We start from the raw sequence: 19,778 nt of genomic DNA, 5'->3' as shown, positions 1-19,778 counted from the left end.
CTATACAGACGAAGCCCGCCTACCCTGCGGGAAGGGCTTCGCCCAACGCGGGCTAAGAGTGGAGCGAGGCTCTCACTCCAAAGCGCGGTTTTTTTGTTGCTCGTTCCCAGGCTCCCGCCTGGGAACGCACGGGAGGGAGGCTCCGCCTCTCAAATAGGTAGGGCAAAAATCGAATAGGATTGCTATAATTAGAGGAGGGATATGTTATGCACCGGCTCAAAAAAACGATGCCTAAATTGTGGGTTTCAGTCCTGGTTTTGGGGGCAGTGTTTTCTAGCTTGGGGGTGACGGTTTCTGAGATGGCTTTGGCAGGAGAAACCGGCAGCCCATCCCCAGCAGAGAGTGGCGTCACGCAAGCGCCGGCAAATCAACCGGCACCGGCTCAGCCGGCAAAACCGAAACTGAAGCCTCCGTTTTTTGAGGAAGAAAGAAGTTTTGACCTGGGATTTTCCCAGACTTTTGTTACTGACGCCCTTTTTGGCCTTCCCGATCCGGGTGCCGGTGGGGGTACGGGCACGGATTTCAATGCTGCGATTCGCAACCCGGCGGCGCGACAGCGCTCTTTTGGGATTTTTGAGCAGTTACCTCGATAAACTGAACTTCAATAAACCGGCATCAATTTCTTGTGGTGCGTCAGCGGGAAGTAGGGGCGGGTTTACGAACATCCGGGAAAACCCCAGAGACATTTTAGACATTTTGGGTGAGCCCGCCCCTACCAGCAATATTCCCGGGGTCAGAAACCCGGTTCCTCAAAGAAACCGGGTTTCTACAAACGCTATATTAGTTCAAAGCAGGGAGTCAGGATCTATGCCGTGCCGGCGCAATTCTTCTGCGAGCCGGTGCGCTCGCTGTTCCGCCTGCTGGGCGAGTTCCTCTGGTGTTAGCAGTCGCTGACCTCGCTCATCATACCAGTAAAGCCATTCGCGGGTGATTCCCTGATAGGTTCCCTCTTCTCGCCCAATTCCCAATCCTATTTCTGGCATCCAAACCGGAAAACCCTGCTGCAAAAAGTAGCAGCCATCAACTAAGCGAGCCACTTCCAGGCGGGGCTTGCGCTCCCGGAGGGGGGAATAAACCGCATAGTACAGCACTCCCATTTCGGCATATTTTTCCAGTTTGGTGGTGCGCTCTCCTCTCAGGGGCTGGTAGACAACCTCTAGCACCATAATTGGGACGGTTTTTTCTTCCCAAAGGACGTAACTGAGGCGCAAGTCTGGGTGAATAATCCGCTCCACTCCTAAGCTAAGCAAACCATCGGGTACGATGGCTGGCTGCATTGGGTCATAGTAGATCCCCAGGTTAACGCCAAAAAACCAATCGGTGCGGTCTGACCACGCCATAGCCAGTACGGCTTCAAGCAGACTGGGAATCAAATGTTGCAGTTCGTTATCCACAGGAGCGTCGTCCGAGTAAGGTAACTCCTCAGCAGAGGGTAAGCACATCTTCGAGTCGTATTTAAACATGATGGGGCTGGGGGTAGACTCTATTCTTCTATAATACCTCAAGTTGCTACCTACAAGTCTAAGCATCTCGCTCCCCCCTTTCCCCCCTTAAAAAGGGGGGCTTTCAGCTCGTTCCCAGGCGGAGTCTGGGAACGAGGAATATGGCATTAGTTCAAAGCAGGGAGTCGGGATCTATGCCGCGCCGGCGCAATTCTTCTGCCAGCCGGTGCGCTAGCTGTTGGGCCTCACGAGCTTCCTGTTCCGCCTGGCGAGCTTGCTGTCCGGCCTGATCGGCTTGCTGTTCGGCCTGACTAGCTCGCTGTTCCGCCTGGCGAGCTTGATGTTCCGCCTGACGAGCGCGTTCTTCTGGTGTTAGCAGTCGCTGACCTCGCTCATCATACCAGTAAAGCCATTCGCGGGTGATTCCCTGATAGGTTCCCTGTTCTCGCCCAATTCCCAACCCTATTTCTGGCATCCAAACAGGAGAACCCTGCAGGCCAACGTAGGAGCCATCAACTAAGCGAAAGACTTCCAGGCGGGGCTTGCTCCGCCGGCGGGGGGAATAAACCGCATAGTACAGCACTCCCATTTCGGCATATTTTTTCTTTTTGGTGGTGCCCTCTCTTCTCTGGGTCTTGGAGACGATCTCTAGCACCAGAATCGGGACGATTTTTTCTTCCCAAAGGAGGTAACTGAGGCGCAAGTCTTGGTCAATAATCCGCTCCACTCCTAAGCTAAGGAAACCATCCGGTATGATGGCTGGCTGCTTTGGGTCATAGTAGATCCCCATGTCAACGCCAAAAAACCAATCCATGCGGTCGGGCCACGCCATAGCCAGTACGGCTTCAAGCAGACCGGGAATCAAATGTTGCAGTTGATTATCCACAGGAGTGTCGTCTGAGTCGGGTAAATCCTCAGCAGAGGGTAAGAACATCTGCGAGTCGTATTTTAACATGATGGGTCTGGGGGTAGACTCTATTGTTCTATAATACCTCAAGTTGCTATTTCCAAGTGAGTCGGGCGAGATTTTCCCCTAGCCGGTGCGGTCTCCGTGGGTGGCACCGCCCCTACAAGGGGGGACATCCTCAAAGCCCCCCTTTTTAACGGGGGTTTGGGGGGATCTGAATGCTTGGGCTTGTAGGTAGCAACTTGAGTTATATAGCAGTAGGCAGTTAGGGACCGGACGTAGGACAGGCGTCTCGCCTGTCCCTATCCCTACTAGAAAGTGAGATGCCCTGCCCTTAACTGACTGTTCATTGCTATATAGCAGTTCTCAGTTTGATGTACTATGGCTCATAAACCCGATTTCGTAGGGGCGGTGCCCCCGTGCCATCGGTGTCAACTTAAGCTCCTGGCGATTGAAATCGCGGCTATACAAACGAAGTCCGCCTTCGCGGACTTAAGAGAAGAGCTAGAATCTTAAAACCCGCCTGCGCGGGTTTTGTCTGTATAGCTGCGGTTTCAACCGCCCAGAGACTACGGGACACAGCTTAAGTTGACACTAATGTGCCACCCACGGAGACCGCCCCTACCGTTAGCGTAGCGACTCCGTTAGGAGCGGTTTCTCCGTAGCACACTAATCTGAGAAGCGCTATAATAGCAATAATCACCTCAGCATTAATTCTAAAAGTGAGGTTACTATGCAGCCAATGAAATACCCGGTTGAGCAGACAGATCCGCCGCGCTCTGCGCGAGAAACGCTGCCCACGATGTACGATTTGCCCAGTGAAAATCCCGATGAACCCGGCTTGCCAGACGAATTCCACGACTTCCAACCCGAACTGATGCGCCGCACCTTTCGCCCCCCTAACTACTCCCCAGATTGGGTATTCACCGGCAGTGATATGAACTTATACTACGATGTCAGCCACCCAAACTGGTACAAACGACCGGATTGGTTTGCAGTCGTGGGTGTCCCCAGGCTTTATGATGGGCGTGACCTGCGCATGAGTTATGTGATTTGGCAAGAGGGGGTCAATCCTTTTGTGGTGGTGGAATTGCTTTCTCCGGGCACGGAAGATGAAGACTTGGGACAAACCGCCAGGGGAGCCGGTGAACCCCCTACTAAGTGGGAAGTCTACGAGCGGATTTTGGGAGTGCCCTACTATCTGGTGTTCAATCGCTACACGAACCAGTTGCGAGCTTTTGCTTTAAGAGCCGGTCGTTACGAGGAGTTGCAGCTGAGCGAGCCTAGGGTTTGGATGCCCGAATTGGAATTGGGATTGGGGTTGTGGGTTGGGGAATATCAAGGCATTCATCGCCTGTGGTTGCGCTGGTATGATGCCGGGGGCAACTGGATTCCCACGGCTGAAGAAAGAGAAGCCCTCGCCCAGCAGCTGGCATTGGCGGCTGACCAGCGGGCTGAAGCGGAGCGCCAGCGGGCAGAACAGGCGCAGGCTCAGCTGGAGGCGCTGCAGCGCCGGCTGCGGGAATTGGGGATTGACTCCGATATTTCGGGGGAGGGGTAGAGGGCAATTATAGAGCCGGTGTTCTGCGCAGGGGGGCGGCACTGCTGCGCCCCGGGAATTCGGGGAAATTTATGTTTGGAGGGTTGACAAATTAGCAGAGAAATGCTATTGAGGGTTGCCCCTTGGGTAGGGCTTAAATGGAGAAACCCGGTTTCAGAAACCGGGTTTCTGTTTCTGTTGCTAGTCCTGCTCCATTAAAAGAGTGTGATGTCGGTAGCGGTTATCGCGCTGTTGCCGCTCAGCGTGAAGAGTGTCACAGGAGCCGCAGTACCGAGGTCGTCAAAGGACAAAGTTTTGGAGCTGCTATTGTAGATAATGGTGCCATTTTGGGTAGTCAACTGGATGTTTTGTCCTGTAGTGGAAGTGGTAGTAAAGGCAGTACCAAAGGCAGTTTTCGCCAGGTATATATCGTCGGTGCCGGTGACAAAATCAGTGATGATTTCGCTCACACCACCTTCACTGACGGCAGCGTAGTAGAAGCGGTCGGCCCCATCCCCGCCGGTGAGGGTGTCAATACCGGCACCGCCAATCAGGCTGTCGTCGCCGGCACCGCCGGTGATGCTGTCGTTGCCACCAATAGCGCTACCGTTTTCGTCGCCATGCAGGAAGTCATTGCCCTCACCGCCGGTGAGGGTGTCGTTGTCGGCACCCCCAAACAGGATATCGTTGCCACTCTCTCCGGCCATACTGTCGTTGCCGGCACCACCGATGATGCTGTCGTTGCCGGTATTGCCAACAAGGGTGTCGCTGCCATCAGCGCCGGTGATCGTGTTGTTGCCCTGCTCGCCGATGAAGCTATCGCTGTCATCAGTGCCGATGAAGAAGTTGGTGAAGCTGACGAAAATATCAGCCGCACTGAGAGCCGGGTTATTACTTAGGGTGGCTAGCTGCACCTGTGCGCCTTCGCCGCTGCCATCCCCATCGTAGAACACAGCGCCAGTAGACGGGTTGTAAATAAATCGGTCGTCAGCATCAAGGGCGGCTGTTCCCGATACGAACTTAGTAGCTGACAGCGCCCCCTCAGTCAGTCCAGCGTCAAAGCCGGCAGCAGAGACTTGGATTTTATCGGTGCCTATCACAAAGTCTGTGATAGTGTCAACTCCTTCAGTTGGGCTAACGAATATAAACTGATCGCTACCATCACCGCCGGTGAGGCTGTCGTTGCCGAAACCGCCGAAGAGGTTATCGTCACCGGCACCGCCATTGAGGCTGTCTTTGCCTTCACCGCCGAAGAGGTTATCGTCACCGACATCGCCAGTGAGCGCATCGCTGCCAGTATCGCCAGTGAGGGTGTCGCTGCCATCACCGCCTTGGAGAAAGTCCAGACCGGCACCACCGATGATGCTGTCGTTGCCGGCACCGCCGGTGATGCTGTGGTTGGCATTGGCATTACCGAATACGCCGTCATTATTGAGCAGCACCGTAACCTTATTGCTACCAGGATTGGCCAAAGTTAGGTCAGTGTCGCCGTCTCCATCGAAATCGGCAGCAGTCACGTCCTCAGCCTCATAGTCAAAGTTTACCGCTGCAGCGAAGGTGCCATTCCCATTATTGAGCAGCACTGAAACTCCGTTATATTCCGTGACCAGGTCGATGTCGCCGTCCCCATCCAAGTCAGCAGCAGTTATGAAGTTTGATCCCGACCCAATGCTATTCGCCAACCCAACACTAACCGCCGCTGCAAAGGTGCCGTTGCCATTGTTGGGCAGCACTGAGACGTTTGGGGCGGGGTTGGCATATAGCATCCCCATCGCCTGTACGGGAACCAAATCAATGTTGCTGTCTCCATTTAAGTCAGCAGCGGTTACGGAGGTTGAGATATTCCCAGCATCAAAGTCCACCGCCGGTGCGAAGGTGCCGTTGCCATTGTTGAGCAGCACTGAGACGGTGCCGGTCTGACCAATAGAGTTCGCCCCGTTCTGACTAATAGAATTCGCCGTGGCCAAATCTATGTCTCCGTCGTTATCCAAGTCAGCAGCAGTTACGGAGGTTGGGAATTTCCCAACAGTAATATCGGGCTGCTGTAACGTGAAGGTGCCGCTGCCATTGTTGAGCAGCACTGAGACGGTGCTGTTCTCATCAAAAACATTATAATTAGCCGTGGCCAAATCTATGTCGCCGTCGTTATCCAAGTCAGCGGCGATTAGGGAGTTTGGGAAATCCCCAACAGTAATATCGGGCTGCTGTAACGTGAAGGTGCCGCTGCCATTGTTGAGCAAGATTGAGACATTGCCGGTGCTAGCACTTCCAGTATTCGCCACAGCTAGGTCTGGTCTGCTGTCCCCATTCAGGTCAACAGCCGTTACGGCGCTTACGGCAGACCCAACAGTAATATTGGGCTGCTGTAGCGTGAAGTTGCCACTACCGTTATTCAGCAGCACTGAGACGGTGCCGCTGTTTCGATTCGCCGTAACCAAGTCGATGTCGCCGTCGTTATCCAAATCAGTGGCGGTTATGTCTTGTGGGCTGCTCCCAACAGCAAAGTCTATGCCTAAGTTAGATTCGCCGCCAATCAGAGTGTCGTCGCCATCACCGCCATCAAGGCTGTCGTTGCCATCACCGCCATCGAGGCTGTCCCCACCGGCACCGCCGGCGAGGGTGTCATTGCCGGCTAACCCAGTAATCGTGTCGTTCCCAACACCGGCACCCAGAAAGTTGCTGCCGGCATCCCCATTAATGGCATCATTGCCACCAGGAGCAGTCTGGCTGATCATCGTAAACGGAACTATCGCCGGCTGTGTTTGCTGACCGTTTGAAAAGCTAATATTCCCTGTGATAGTGCGACCATCAGCGCTAATCGTTCCCTGCAACGTGCCGGTGCCACCATCAACCGGCAGAGTTGCGGTAATCGTATTCCCCGAAATTTGTCCTTGACCATTACCATCGCTTCCCAGATAGAACCCAGGGATTGTCAGCTGAGTGCCATTCTGGGTAATTTGCAACGGAGCCGCATAGGCAAGGGCACTCGCCTGGAATCCCACGTTTGGAATTAGGGAGCCAAAATCTGTAGTGGAAATGTACTGCCACTCACCCGCTATATCAATAACAGGGCTGACATTAATGGTAAAGTTGTTGCTGGCAATGCTTGCCCCAGACGCATCCGCCACAGTAAAGGCGAAGCTGTCGCTAGTTGTCTCGCTGCCATTATGGGCATAACTGAGAGCGCCGCTATCGATGTTCGCTTGGGTAAAAGTGCCGCCAACAGCTAGCGCCGCGCCATTCAGCTGCAGGGTGCCATTTGCCGGCAAACTCCCCAAAGTGTAAGTCAGCTGTGCCGGTGCGTTATCCGCATCCGTCACCTGTAACGCGGTGTTGCTGATAGTGCCAGTTTCTCCCTCATTTACCGTCAGGGGGTTGTTGGCGGCGAGTACCGGCGCGTCGTTAACAGGGTTAACAGTAATAGCAAAATTGCTGCTCGCGAGACTTCCCCCCGCGCCATCCGACACAGTAAAGGCGAAACTGTCGCTTGTCGTCTCGCTCCCACTGTGCCGATAAGTGAGCCGGTTGCTGTCAATATCAGCCTGGGTGAAAGTGCCACCGGCAGTTAAAGCTGTGCCATTTAGCAGCAGAGAGCCATTTGCCGGCAAACTCCCCAAAGTGTACCCCAGCTGTGCCGGTGCGTTATCCGCATCCGTCACCCGCAACGCAGTGTTGGCAATCGTTCCCGCAGCACCTTCATTTACCGTCAAACCTTGATTTACCGCCAGCACCGGCAATTCATTCACCGGCGTCACCGCTATCGCAAAATTGCTGCTCGCGAGACTTCCCCCAGCGCCATCCGCCACCGTAAAAGAGAAACTGTCGCTTGTCGTCTCGCTCCCACTGTGCCGATAAGTGAGCCGGTTGCTGTCAATATCAGCCTGAGTGAAAGTGCCACCGGCAGTTAAAGCTATGCCATTTAGCAGCAGAGTGCCATTTGTCGGCAAACTCCCCAAAGTGTAAGTCAGCTGTGCCGGTGCGTTATCAACATCAGTGACTCGCAGCGCCGTGTTGCTGATATTTGCCGCAGCACCTTCACTTACCGTCAAACCTTGGTTTACCGCCAGCACCGGCAATTCATTCACCGGCGTCACCGCTATCGCAAAACTTGCGCTACCAAGACTTCCCCCCGCGCCATCCGACACAGTAAAGGCGAAACTGTCGCTTGTCGTCTCGCTCCCACTGTGCCGATAAGTGAGCCGGTTGCTGTCAATATCAGCCTGAGTAAATGTTCCCCCAACCGCAAGCTGCGCATTATTCAACAGCAGGTTGCCATTTGCCGGCAAGCTTGCTAAAATGTAAGTGAGTTGCGCCGGCGTGTTATCCACATCCGTCACCCGCAGCGCCGTATTCGTGATAGCTGCTGTCCCACCTTCGCTGAGCGTCAGTGGGCTGTTCGCCGCCAGCACCGGCAACTCATTCACCGGCGTCACCGCAATCGCAAAATTGGTGTTGCCAATCGTTCCCCCAGCACCATCCGACACCGTAAAAGTGAAGCTGTCGCCTGTCGTCTCGCTGCCATTATGGGTGTAGGCGAGCCGTCCCAAATTGATGTCCGCTTGGGTGAATTTGCCCCCAGCAGCAAGCGCTGTGCCATTCAGCAGCAGGGTGCCATTTGCCGTAGCTCCCACCACAGTGTAAGTGCGCTGATTTGCCGTGCTGTCCGCATCCGTGACGCGCAGCGCCGTGTTGCTAAACGTGACTGTGCCTCCCTCAGCCACCGTCAAGCCGGTGTTGTTTTTCAGCACCGGCGCAATGTTCGCCGGCACTAGGGCAATGCGGATGTCGTCAAACCCAATTTCGTACTTCTGACTCCCCAGAACAACCGACTTGGCATTCCCGACAAAATTCATCGTGAATGGAACGAGCGGGCTGAATTGACCTCTGGGATCTGGAGCGCCCGCCAAGGGAGTTCTCCCCAAAGTCGCCGATGCCAAAAGCTTCCCCGTGCCGTTTAACCCGTCGTAAATCTTCACCTCATGCGTCACGTTCGGCGAGGTGTAGTCAAATGAAATCTGACCCGACGCAATTGCCTGCGCCTGATTCAAATTCATAGTAATTGAATCGCCTTTAGCGTAAGCTATCACCGTATTTGGCGTTGGCTCGCCGCCAAAATCGCCGCTGCCGCCGGCATCGGAATCCACCACCGCAACCGCATTTTCAGAAAACGTCACGCCTCGACTGGCGTAGAAGTTATTGACGTAATTTAAATCTCCAACCCCTTCAAAGTTGAGCAATGTCCCTGAACTGACACTGCGAAAGCCGGTTGCCGAAGTCAATCCCCTGCACAGTCTGACCGGCACTGAGGACAACGGTGTGTGAGCCGCCGGTGGGGAACGCCTGCGTGCTGCCGGTGGGCACCACTTCCCGCACCGTATAGGTTCCCGCCGGCAAGCCGGTGAGCCGGTACTGTCCCGCCTCATTGACGTTCGGCGTTGCTGAGTCGTCCGCCTGCGTCACCGCGCTCAGCTCGCCGGTGTCGGGCACCCCGTTATTGTTCCCGTCGAGGTACACTGTCACCCCTGCCACACCCGGCTCGCCGGTATCCCGCTCCCCGTTTCCGTTTAAATCATTCCATTTCGTTCCCCTGATTTCCACTGTCTCCTCCACCCATTTGCGAGCGTATGTGAAAAGTCTTGTCAGGCAAGCGTCCGTCTTGACGGGCTCAGCCTCACGGCAATATCATATCGCAGCTGCCTGACATTTCAACCATGTTGTTTTATTTCTTAACAACCTGAGCACTACGCGGGGGGCGGGCACGGGAAACCGCCCTTACGGCTCTGCCTTAAAAAGGTTCGTAGTTGGGCTTTAGCCCTCTTCAATTCAGAGCCTCCCGGGAGGTGTTCCTTTAGCTCTGACTTGAAAATAGTCTTGTAGGGGCGATGCCCCTGTACTCGCCCCGCCCTAGGGACAATTTTCATGGGTAGCGGTGTGCGCCGTTCCGAAGTGACTGCCTCCTTCCCAAGATTCCCTCAAGCTGCTTAGGGAACGGACGTAGGACAGGCGTCTCGCCTGTCCCTATACCTGCTACTAAGTAAAATGCCCTGTCCTAAACAGACTGTCTATTGCTATTATAGCAATAATCCCCTCAGCATTACTTCTAAAAGTGAGGCCGATGATGCTACCGATGAAATACCCGGTTGAGCAGACCGATCCGCCGCGCTCTCCGCGAGAAACGCTGCCCACGATGTACGATTTGCCCAGTGAAAATCCGGAGGAACCCGGCTTGCCAGACGAATATCACTACCGTCAACCCCCTCTGCTGAGTCTCACCTTTTGTCCCCGCACCTATCCCCCAGAGCAAGTGTTCAGTGCCGGTGACATGAACCTCTATTACGATGTCCGCCACCAAAACTGGTACAAACGACCGGATTGGTTTGGCGTTGTGGGGGTGCCGAGTCTCTATGACGGGCGTGACCTGCGCATGAGTTATGTAATTTGGCAAGAGGGGGTCGCTCCTTTTGTCGTGGTAGAATTGCTTTCTCCGGGCACGGAGAATGAAGACTTAGGACAAACCACTCGGGAAGCTAATCAACCCCCTACCAAGTGGGAAGTCTACGAGCGGATTTTGCGAGTGCCCTACTATGTGCTGTTCAATCGCTACACGAATCAGTTGCGAGCTTTTGTTTTACAAGCCGATTTTTACCAGGAGTTGCAGCTGAGCGAGCCTAAGATTTGGATGCCCGGAATAGAATTGGGCTTGGGGTTGTGGCTTGGGGAATATCAAGGCATTCATCGCGTGTGGTTGCGCTGGTATGATGCCGAGGGCAACTGGATTCCCACGCCTGAAGAAAGAGAAGCCCTCGCCCAGCAGCAGGCTGAAGCCGCCCAGCAGCAGGCTGAAGCCGCCCAGCAGCGGGCTGAAGCGGAGCGCCAGCGGGCTGAAGCAGAGCGCCAGCGGGCTGAAGCCGCCCAGCAGCAGGCTGAAGCTGAGCGCCAGCGGGCTGAACAGGCGCAGGCTCAGCTGGAGGCGCTGCAGCGCCGGCTGCGGGAATTGGGGATTGAGCCCGATATTTCGGGGGAGGGGTAGAGGGCAATTATAGAGCCGGTGGACATAGGCAATGCCCATGTCCTAACCTAACTGCCTGCTGCTATATCACTGCAGAATCTTTTGCTTGCTGCGACTGAGCACCTGTTCGATTTTCTCAATCAGACCTCTGAGGTCTTGCTGTTTAACCACTTCCTCCAAATCTGTCAGCGCCCCTTCTACTTCTTCAATTTTTTCAATCAGAGACTGCGCTTCAGGAACCTTACCGCTCACAACATTTTCCTGACCAACTGAAGCGGTATGGGGGCTTTGATTTGTTACCAGTTCCTCCAACTCCGCCAGCGCCACTTCTGCCCGCTCAATTTGTTGAATTAGCCCGCGGGCAACTGCCGCTCCCTCTCGCGCCGAGTCGGTGAGTTCTTGAACGTGCAGTTTAAAGCGATTCGCCAGCAGGTCCATCCTGCGCCCCGCCTCAAACGTCTGGCTGACCAATTTGCCAATTTCAGAAATCACATGGCTGAACTCATTCAATGGCCCCCCAATTCGATTGGCCACAACTGCCGCCTGTACCGCCAAGTAGCGGACTTGCTGGCTGACTCTTGCAATCAGTCGAGACGCCACATTAACATTTTCGACATCTTTGGCTAAGGCTTTCCCCATATCAACAATTTGATCCGTGTTGCGGCAGATGGCACTGACGCCGGCAAAGGTCGCCTGAAACGCCTTTCTCCCTTCTACAGAAAGGAGTTGGCCTATCTGAACAAATCGCTGATTGAGTTGGGCTATTTCTTGAGCTTGGTGTAACAGTTGCAATTTCTGCTGGGCGATCCTCTGGTTTTGCTTTTGAATCTCCAGCAGGTTAAACTCTAATAGTTGCGTGTAACTTTTTAACTTTTCTTTTTCTTTTTGCAGTTCGGTCCTGTAGCCGTGCGCCTCTATTTGTTGCAGTTTAATCATTTGCTTGTAAACTTTGGCGATTTTGACTTCAGCGAGCAGCAGGACATGCATGTCTAGCAACCGCACACTTCCGCTCTCGGTGGCAATCACGACCGGCTCGTAAACCAAATCTTCAGACCGATTCAAAGCAATTGTAGCCGCTTCATCAATTTTGCACGTCTCGGGCAGCTGTAACGGCTGGGTTTTCACACAGTCTAATAGCGCCTGAATCGGGCGCTTCAGACAAACCTCTCTGCGGTCAGGCTGGCTCATCCACTCGTCAAACTTTCGCCGAGAAATTATCCCGGCAATCCGGGAGTCCTTCATAATCAGGACTCCAGGAATATCTGATTTTTCAGCAAATTTTTGAGCGACGAAATGCCCGGGCGTCACGTGACTCACCTGGCAGTGGTGGGAGGGCAGGTGCCCCAAGGTAGAATCGGGGGTCAGCTGAGTTAAGTCGATCATGCGCTAGTCATGCCCGCCAAAGAGGATTTATTATTTTCTTATCTTTATCACACATTGTCGAGGGTTTAAGCCAAATCGCCAGGTTTCCCGATTTTGGGGCAGTTCATCCCTTTTCTGCCGCACTGTTAGGAGAGGGTAACTCTGAGCAAAACTTACTAAAATTAGGCACCCCTCACCGGCTCCCTCAAGGCACCGGTGACAGCAGTTTGCACTCAGGACTTCACCCCCTCACTCCCCCCCCCCGACGGGGGTGAGTGTTACACCCCCCACCCCGACCAGACAGGCTGGCACTGAAGACTTCAGCTTTCTAGGCCCCAGAAGCGGTGAAAAGCTCTGTCAGAAGGACTTCATGCTATTCCCCCATTCGGGGGGGGTGGGGGGGCGAAAGACCTCAATGCGGGCCGGGTTTGAAAGCAACCGCTGGCGCAGCCCCTCAACCCCAACAGCCGCCGTCATGAACAGCCAGAAAAATCAAAATTATATTAAATAATAACAGGTTTTGCAGGCAAAAGAGCCGACTGTTGCTGGGACAAAAGAAATGGGGTTTCTGCCACGCCCCCGCGACAGGGCTGCCGCGCCATACAACAAAGCAGGTTTTTCGTCAAGAGAGAAGCGATACCGGCAAGTGCAATTGTGTGTCCGAGCTTGCCAGAGAAATCTGTGCGAACGCCCCGGCGCTCTCCCAAAGCAATACCTGCGCCGGACACACCGAAACCGCCGGCAGGAAGGCGGCGCAAGTCCTGTCAGTAAGGCTCTAAAATCAAAGCCACTCCTCAAAAAAAATAGCAAAGTATCGCAATATACAGTTAGTGTAGGACATGGGCATTGCGGCGGGAGTGGGGCACTGGGCATCACCGTATTGGGCATCATCGTATTGGGCATGCATCTGTGAGTCTCCCACGATCCGCCATGCCATGATGCGCCATGCCATGATGCGCCATAGCATTAATGTCCGCGCCCTAAGTGGCTGCTGCTATAACAGCAGCCCCCTCACTGCCGCGCCGCAGCCTGCTTCTCACCAAGATTGGGTAGAATTGGAGGGAGCATCCCGGCTGTGCAAAGAAGCCCATATCAATGCGACAATGATTTCAGCAGGTTGCAGGAGGAAAAGATTTTTGGCCAGCTAAATCCCGGAAACGGGATGGAAACGAATTGGAATCCCTTTACCACAGACAGGTGCCTGCAATGAGCCCCCAGCCCCCTCGCAACAACCGGCTGCCTAACCAGCGGTGGCGGATTTTCCCCGCACAGCCAGAACTCGCCGAGCAGCTGGCGGCGGCAGCTGGCGTGATGCCGGTGCTGGCTCAGGTGCTGCTGAACCGGGGCATACCCACACCTTCCGAGGCGCAAGCCTATTTAAACCCCGACTCCCTAACCCTGCCCCCGCCGGTGGGGGAATTCCCCGACCTGGCAAAAAGCCTGGAATTATTGCAAACAGCCATCGCTTCCGGGGAAAAAATCGCCATCTGCGGCGACTACGACGCCGACGGCATGACCAGCACCGCCCTGCTGCTGCGGGCGCTGCGGAGGTTGGGCGCTCGCGCCGATTACGCTATCCCCAGCCGCATGAAAGAAGGCTACGGCATCAACCTGCGCATTGTCGAAGAACTCCACAGCGAAGGCGTCAAACTGATCCTAACCGTAGACAACGGCATTTCCGCGCACGAACCCATCCGCAGAGCCCGCGAGCTGGGCATCAGCGTCATCGTCACCGATCACCACGACATCCCGCCGGAACTCCCCCCCGCGAACGCCATCCTCAACCCCAAACTGATTCGGGAGGGCTCCCCCTATCGCGGACTCGCCGGCGTCGGCGTCGCCTACATCCTGGCGATTACCCTCGCCCAGCAGCTCAACAAAATCCAAGGACTCGTCTCCCCCCTGCGAGAGCTGATGACTCTGGGCACGATAGCCGATTTGGCTCCCCTGACGGGCGTCAACCGGCGCTGGGTGAAACTGGGATTGCGCCAGCTGCCCCAATCCAAACTCGCCGGCATCCAGGCGCTGATCCAAGTCGCCGGTGTCGTCGCTCGGGAACAGGGAGCCAACGGGCAAGATATCCCCAAATCCCCCAATCCCGGCTCCGGACCCGCCGGCAAAAAAACCCTCAAACCAGAAGATATCGGCTTTCGCCTTGGCCCTCGGATAAACGCCGTGGGCCGAATTGGCGACCCGCAAATCGTTATTGAACTGCTGACCACCGATGATATGGCCCTGGCGCTGGAGCGGGCGATGCAGTGCGAGCAAATTAACGAGCGCCGCCAGCAGCTGTGTGAGGAAATTGAACAGCAAGCGATCGCTTGGGTGGAGAGCAGCCAGATCGACTTGCTCGAAGAGCGCGTCTTGGTTGCGGTCCAGCCCAACTGGCACCACGGCGTGATTGGCATTGTCGCCTCCCGTCTGGTGGAGCGCTACGGGGTGCCGGTGTTTATTGGCACTCCGGAGGCCGAGGGCCAGATTCGCGGTTCGGCGCGGGGCATCCCGGAATTCCACGTCTTTGAGGCGCTGCAGTCCTGCGATGACTTGCTGGGAAAATATGGCGGTCACCGCGCCGCCGGCGGATTTTCTTTGCCCGCCGGCAACCTGGATGCCTTTCGCCGCCGCCTCAGCGCCTTCGCTCACCGCTGTCTCGAACCGGCACACCTCAAACCCCTGGTGGAGATTGACGCCCCACTCAATTTCTCTGACATCACTCCCGATCTCTACCGGCAGATAGATGTTTTGCAGCCTTGCGGCATTGAAAACCGCGAGCCGGTGTTCTGGACGCCTTTTGTGCGAGTCATCGAGCAGCGAATGGTGGGCAAGGGGCACATCAAACTGACGCTCGCTCAAGATGCCGGTGATGGGGTGCTGCCGGCTAGAATCGGGGCGGTGGCGTGGCGCTGGGGCGATTATTTTCCCCTGCCGGTGCGTCTGGATGTCGCCTACCAGCTGCGAGAAAATACTTGGAATGGCAATACGAATATTGAGCTAGAGTTGGTGGGGGCGCGACTTCCGATTGCCGGCACAGCGCCGGTGCCGGTGCAGCCCCCCCCGCTTTTGAAGGCAGAGTTTTATTATAGCAAGCGCCCCTATACCTGCGCCCTGTACCCGAGCGAGTCCGCGCCGGAATTGAGAATTAAGAATGCGGAGGGGGAAGTTTTAGCCGTTCAGCGGGGCAAGCAAGTCGGTCTTTTGGGGAAAAGGCGTGAGGATGCGGCGGAAGTTGATGTGTCTCAATCCGGGTTTGAGAACCTGATTAATGCGGCGCTCAGCGCTCTGGAGATAGCGGATAAAAATCAGATAATTTTGGAGAGAGAGCAGCAGCTCAAGCAGAAAGACGGTGAGATTGAGAGCCTGAATCAGCGGATTCAGAAGCTGAGTGAGGAGTTGCGCCGGCTGTCTGGTGAGAGGGGGAACCCGCCCCTGTGACGGGGAAGAAACCGGGTTTCTTCAAGAAACCCGGTTTCTAAGCTTTGCTCCAAAATCCATGCATCCGGGCATCCAAAATAGATATTACTGGGGCTTTATCCACTTGTTCACTAGGGTGGTGAAGGATTGCCCCAGCTGTTGCTTGACGCGCCACCGCTGGAAGGCGCGATCGTACTCTTCGCCTTCGGTTTGGTAGGTTTTCCAGCCTTGTAGCGCGAGTCCCAGCCCCCACGCCAGCAGAATGTACAGGGACCAGGAAAGGTCGTGCGTTGATGCCAGGTTGAGAAGCACGAGGAAAGAGTTGACGATGGAATACCTGACTAAGTGCTCCTTCAATTGGCTGCGCCGGTAGGTGTCAAACACCTGGCGCTGCTGGAATTCACCCTGTCGGGCGACCCACTCTTTTTCTGCCGCCTGAAGAGCGTCTGGAGTGATGCCCAAGTCGGAGGCGATCTCTAGCATCTGGGCGCGGGACATTTCGCCGCTTTGCTCTTGACGCGCCAGCGCCAGATGCAGGATTTGCTGGACATCTTCTTGGCTGTATGAGGGCGCGATGGGGGCGTCAGGAGCTGGCTTGTCGGGTTTGTTAAGGTTTTCGGAAGAAATCATGCTGTTACCTTGTGGGAGTGGTATAGCTGACGGACAGGGAGCGGGTGGTATTTACAGTTCTATTGTGCCCAACCTCAGGCGCGCCGGCAGGGCGGATACCCGACCCGATTTCCTCACCCTATGTTCGAGGCCGGCACTGACTGGGGGCGCTCCTCCTGCAAGCGAGCCGGCAGGGCCGGCACCCCCTCTCCGAATTTACGTTAATACGGTTTTTGTATGGGAGTTGCGGGTCGATTGGCGATATTTGCTGATCAGCAAATATTTCAGGTCGCTCCACCCCTACAGTTAAAGAAATCGCTGCAGCCGGACGCGATATGACGGCTTCCGGGTTTCCACTTTCCCCGCTGCTGCCTGGACTGGCGTTGAAGGTGACTGCGGGCTGCCGGCCAAAAGCGGGGGGAGGGGGGAAAAAAGGTTAAAGATTCACACACAAATGCCCTCAAAACAGGTATATTGAGGGGAAAAGAACCGCTTCCAGCAGTCACTGCTAGCAAGTCAAGCTTCTTGAGAAGCAGCTGACAAAAATAGGCGATACCGCTGAGTGGCACCCTACGCAAACGCAGCAGGGATCGGCTGGGAAGGGATTTTAAACTAGAAAAAACGCATTTATAGCCCGCACCCAATTCCTAAAGTGCTTCACGGCCCACCCGTTAAAAAAATAAGTCCAGAATATGCTGAAACTCAGGCCCTCCCAATTGCATCCTTACGCAGTTCCGATACTGCTAGTCACGCTCATATCGCTGCTCGATCTGGCGCTCGCCCCAAAGATTGCAATAGAAAGCCCTTTTCTGCTGTTTTTTGCCGGGGTGATGGCGAGCGCCCGGTCTGGAGGCTGGGCCGGGGGGTCGCTGGCCACTGTTCTGGCGGCTGTGGCGATCGACTGCTGGTTCCTGACTCCTACGAATTGGCCACTGGCTCACACTCCGGGGCAAAACTTGGGGCTGGCCCTATTTGTGCTGGAGGGGCTGTGGGTGTCGCGGGCGATTGGGGGGCTCCCCCAATCCCAGGGGCGGGCTGAAGCGGTGGGTGAGCTGGAGGATGGGGAATCTGTGGGCGAAAGTCAGCAGCGGGACACAGGGGAGGGCAGCGGTGCCGCCGGGGGGGCGCGCCGCAGCGAATCCGCTCTGCGCAGCTATTTCAACCTGTCTCCCATCGGAATCGCCATCACCTCGCCAGAGTTTGGCTGGCTGGAATTCAATGACCGGCTGTGCGATATGTTGGGCTACTCCCGTCAGGAGCTGGTGCAAGTGACTTGGCCGGAAATCACTCACCCGCAGGATCTGGAAGCGGACTTGCAGCAGTTCAACCGGGTTTTGGCGGGTGAGAGCGAGGGCTATTCGATGGAGAAGCGGTTTGTCGGCAAAAATGGCCAGCTAATCAGGGCCAGCATCACCGTGCAGTGCGTTCGCAGCCGGTCAGGCTCAGTGGACTATTTCCTGGCTGTGGTTCAGGATATCACGGAGCGGACGCGCACTTTGGAGGCGTTGCGCAAAAGTGAGACGCGCTACCGGCAGCTGTCGCGGGCGACAAAAGAGGCGATCTGGGACTGGGATTTGGTCACCAATAAAGTGATGTGGAATGAAAATCTCGAGACGCTGTTTGGCTACAGTGCGGGGGCAGTAGAAATCGACGCGAATTGGTGGTGCGAGCGCATCCACCCGGAGGACCGGGAGAGAGTCGTCAAGGGCATTCACGATGCGATCGACAGCGGTGGGGAAATCTGGTCGGATGAGTACCGCTTTCGCCGAGCTGACAATTCCTACGCGCAGGTGATTGACCGGGGGTTTATCGCTCACGATGAAAAAGGGCAGCCGGTGCAAATGCTGGGCTCGATGGCGGACATTACCGAGCGCGTACAAGCTTCCGAAACGCTGCACCGCAGCCAGCAGGAATTTAAGGCGCTGATTGAAAATACGCCGGATTTAGTGATGCGTTTGGACAGGGATCACCGTTACGTTTATGTGAATCCAGAGGTGGAGCGGCTTACGGGAATGCCGGCAGAAACCTTTATTGGCAAGAGGAGTGAAGAACTGGGGCAGCCAGAAGAGCTGTGCCGGCTCTGGAACGAAACGATGCGCAAGGTCTTTGAAACCGGCCAAAAACAAGAGATTGAATATCGAAATTTGACGGCGGACGGACTGCGCACCTATCAGTCTCGCGCGGTTCCGGAGTTTGACAAAGAGGGGTCGCCCCGATATGCCCTGGTTGTGATTCGCGACATTACCGAAATGCGTCAGGCTGAGGAGAAACGCGCCCAGCTGATTCGCGAGCAAGCGGCGCGCGCCCAAGCTGAGGAATCGAACCGCATGAAAGATCAGTTCCTGGCTATTCTCTCTCACGAACTGCGCACGCCCCTGACCGCAATTCTGGGCTGGGTCCGGCTGCTCCTCAACCAGAAGTTCGATGAAAAGAAGCTCGCTCACGGTTTGCACACGATTGAGCGCAACGCGCAGTTGCAGGCGCAACTTGTTAATGATATTTTGGATATCTCGCAAATTATTAAAGGCAAGATAGTCCTCAACGCTCAGCCAACCGATTTGGCGGCTGGGATTAATGCCGCTATTGAGTCAGTGCGGCTGGCGGCTGAGGCGAAATCTATCTCTGTGACCCCGGCGCTGGATGTCTCGGTCAGGCCGGTTTTGGGCGATGCGGAGCGCTTGCAGCAAGTAGTTTGGAATTTGCTTTCCAATGCGATCAAGTTTACTCCCAGTGGCGGGCGCGTCGAGGTTCGGCTCTCTTGTGCCGGCTCGTGCGCCCAAATCGGAGTCAGCGATACCGGCTGCGGTATCAGCCCTGAGTTTCTCCCCCATGTCTTCGATCTTTTCCGCCAAGCTGACAGCTCTAACACTCGGGCATACGGCGGTCTCGGACTCGGTTTGGCGATCGTCCGCCACTTGGTGGAATTGCACGGCGGCAGCGTCTGCGCGGAAAGTGGCGGAGTCGGGAGAGGGGCAACTTTTACGGTCAGCCTGCCTCTCCTGAAGAGCGCGAGTTTAGGGGAGAGAGGGCGACAGGGAAACGGGAAAAATTCCCCCTCTCACTCCCTCACCCCCTCTTTTTCTCGCTCTCTCACCGGCTTGCGGGTGCTTGTGGTTGATGACGAACCTGACATCCGCGAAGTGCTGACTGTGGTGCTGGAACAGTACGGGGCTGAAGTGACGGCTGTGGGGAGTGCCGGTGAGGCGATTGCAGCCCTGGCGCGCAAGGTTCCGGATGTTTTGGTCAGCGATATTGGCATGCCGGTGGAGGATGGCTACACCCTGATCCGCAAAGTTAGGGATTTGGAGATTGAACTCGGCGGCGAAATCCCCGCTCTGGCTCTGACTGCCTATGCTAGGGAAGAGGAGCGCCGGCGGGCAATTGCGGCTGGCTTCCACATGCATGTCCCCAAGCCGGTTGAGTCAGCCAAGTTGGCGGAGGCTATCGCTTCTCTGGCTCAATTAAAGGTTAAAAATTAAATGCTATAGCGCCTCTCAT

The 19,778-nt window shown here is 55.6% G+C and carries 12 protein-coding genes; 6 read left to right on the top strand and 6 right to left on the bottom strand.

Translation table 11 applies throughout. The annotated features are described in order from the left end of the window. The first annotated feature begins 206 nt into the window (after nt 1–206). The gene (locus OSC10802_RS0126000) at nt 207–593 is read left to right on the top strand and encodes a hypothetical protein (protein WP_017719704.1); all 387 of its coding nucleotides are present in this window, start codon (nt 207–209) and stop codon (nt 591–593) included. A gap of 192 nt (nt 594–785) precedes the next feature. Here the strand turns inward: OSC10802_RS0126000 and OSC10802_RS0125995 are convergent, their stop codons facing one another. Next, nucleotides 786–1,463, bottom strand: a complete 678-nt coding sequence (locus OSC10802_RS0125995) for a Uma2 family endonuclease (protein ID WP_017719703.1) — start codon at nt 1,461–1,463, stop codon at nt 786–788. Nucleotides 1,464–1,614: 151 nt separating this feature from the next. Next, nucleotides 1,615–2,397 (bottom strand): Uma2 family endonuclease, encoded by a 783-nt coding sequence (locus OSC10802_RS0125990; RefSeq protein ID WP_026098813.1) that lies wholly within the window; start codon nt 2,395–2,397, stop codon nt 1,615–1,617. Nucleotides 2,398–3,091: 694 nt separating this feature from the next. On the opposite strand from OSC10802_RS0125990, the gene OSC10802_RS0125985 reads away from it, so the two are divergent. Continuing rightward, nucleotides 3,092–3,910: a Uma2 family endonuclease gene (locus tag OSC10802_RS0125985; protein WP_017719701.1), complete on the top strand. Its 819-nt coding sequence runs from the start codon at nt 3,092–3,094 to the stop codon at nt 3,908–3,910. Between the two features lie 194 nt (nt 3,911–4,104). Here OSC10802_RS0125985 and OSC10802_RS51080 read toward each other — a convergent pair whose 3' ends face one another. Then, entirely contained in the window at nt 4,105–9,168 is a 5,064-nt protein-coding gene (locus OSC10802_RS51080) for a beta strand repeat-containing protein (protein ID WP_155968383.1), read from the bottom strand. Continuing rightward, nucleotides 9,113–9,487: an SdrD B-like domain-containing protein gene (locus tag OSC10802_RS0125975; protein WP_198525191.1), complete on the bottom strand. Its 375-nt coding sequence runs from the start codon at nt 9,485–9,487 to the stop codon at nt 9,113–9,115. Before OSC10802_RS0125975 ends, OSC10802_RS51080 begins: the two co-directional genes overlap by 56 nt. A 520-nt stretch (nt 9,488–10,007) precedes the next feature. Between OSC10802_RS0125975 and OSC10802_RS0125970 the strand changes: the two genes are divergently transcribed. Further along, nucleotides 10,008–10,919 (top strand): Uma2 family endonuclease, encoded by a 912-nt coding sequence (locus tag OSC10802_RS0125970; RefSeq protein WP_198525303.1) that lies wholly within the window; start codon nt 10,008–10,010, stop codon nt 10,917–10,919. Between the two features lie 66 nt (nt 10,920–10,985). Here OSC10802_RS0125970 and OSC10802_RS0125965 read toward each other — a convergent pair whose 3' ends face one another. Then, nucleotides 10,986–12,281 (bottom strand): CBS domain-containing protein, encoded by a 1,296-nt coding sequence (locus OSC10802_RS0125965; protein WP_017719697.1) that lies wholly within the window; start codon nt 12,279–12,281, stop codon nt 10,986–10,988. A gap of 1,185 nt (nt 12,282–13,466) precedes the next feature. On the opposite strand from OSC10802_RS0125965, the gene OSC10802_RS0125950 reads away from it, so the two are divergent. Then, nucleotides 13,467–15,692 (top strand): DHH family phosphoesterase, encoded by a 2,226-nt coding sequence (locus OSC10802_RS0125950; RefSeq protein ID WP_017719695.1) that lies wholly within the window; start codon nt 13,467–13,469, stop codon nt 15,690–15,692. A gap of 84 nt (nt 15,693–15,776) precedes the next feature. On the opposite strand, the gene OSC10802_RS0125945 is transcribed toward OSC10802_RS0125950, so the two are convergent. Further along, nucleotides 15,777–16,301, bottom strand: coding sequence for a 2TM domain-containing protein (locus OSC10802_RS0125945; RefSeq protein ID WP_017719694.1), 525 nt, complete (start codon nt 16,299–16,301; stop codon nt 15,777–15,779). Between OSC10802_RS0125945 and OSC10802_RS51075 the strand changes: the two genes are divergently transcribed. Continuing rightward, on the top strand, nt 16,300–16,590 hold the full coding sequence (locus OSC10802_RS51075) for a hypothetical protein (RefSeq protein ID WP_155968381.1): 291 nt from the start codon (nt 16,300–16,302) through the stop codon (nt 16,588–16,590). The genes OSC10802_RS0125945 and OSC10802_RS51075 overlap by 2 nt on opposite strands. Before the next feature lie 382 nt (nt 16,591–16,972). Then, nucleotides 16,973–19,759, top strand: a complete 2,787-nt coding sequence (locus OSC10802_RS41815; RefSeq protein WP_017719693.1) for a PAS domain S-box protein — start codon at nt 16,973–16,975, stop codon at nt 19,757–19,759. The last annotated feature ends 19 nt before the right edge of the window (nt 19,760–19,778 follow it).

Origin of the sequence: Kamptonema formosum PCC 10802 (assembly GCF_000332335.1) — a bacterium.
Lineage (GTDB): Bacteria > Cyanobacteriota > Cyanobacteriia > Cyanobacteriales > Oscillatoriaceae > Oscillatoria.
This window is presented reverse-complemented; position numbering and strand designations above follow the sequence as displayed.

Bases quoted from the DNA above. Each gene is read 5' to 3' on its own strand.
- OSC10802_RS0126000 (WP_017719704.1), top strand. From the start codon at position 207: ATGCACCGGCTCAAAAAAACGATGCCTAAATTGTGGGTTTCAGTCCTG.
- OSC10802_RS0125995 (WP_017719703.1), bottom strand. From the start codon at position 1,463: ATGTTTAAATACGACTCGAAGATGTGCTTACCCTCTGCTGAGGAGTTA.
- OSC10802_RS0125990 (WP_026098813.1), bottom strand. From the start codon at position 2,397: ATGTTAAAATACGACTCGCAGATGTTCTTACCCTCTGCTGAGGATTTA.
- OSC10802_RS0125985 (WP_017719701.1), top strand. From the start codon at position 3,092: ATGAAATACCCGGTTGAGCAGACAGATCCGCCGCGCTCTGCGCGAGAA.
- OSC10802_RS0125970 (WP_198525303.1), top strand. From the start codon at position 10,008: ATGCTACCGATGAAATACCCGGTTGAGCAGACCGATCCGCCGCGCTCT.
- OSC10802_RS0125965 (WP_017719697.1), bottom strand. From the start codon at position 12,281: ATGATCGACTTAACTCAGCTGACCCCCGATTCTACCTTGGGGCACCTG.
- OSC10802_RS0125950 (WP_017719695.1), top strand. From the start codon at position 13,467: ATGAGCCCCCAGCCCCCTCGCAACAACCGGCTGCCTAACCAGCGGTGG.
- OSC10802_RS51075 (WP_155968381.1), top strand. From the start codon at position 16,300: ATGCTGTTACCTTGTGGGAGTGGTATAGCTGACGGACAGGGAGCGGGT.
- OSC10802_RS0125945 (WP_017719694.1), bottom strand. From the start codon at position 16,301: ATGATTTCTTCCGAAAACCTTAACAAACCCGACAAGCCAGCTCCTGAC.
- OSC10802_RS41815 (WP_017719693.1), top strand. From the start codon at position 16,973: ATGCTGAAACTCAGGCCCTCCCAATTGCATCCTTACGCAGTTCCGATA.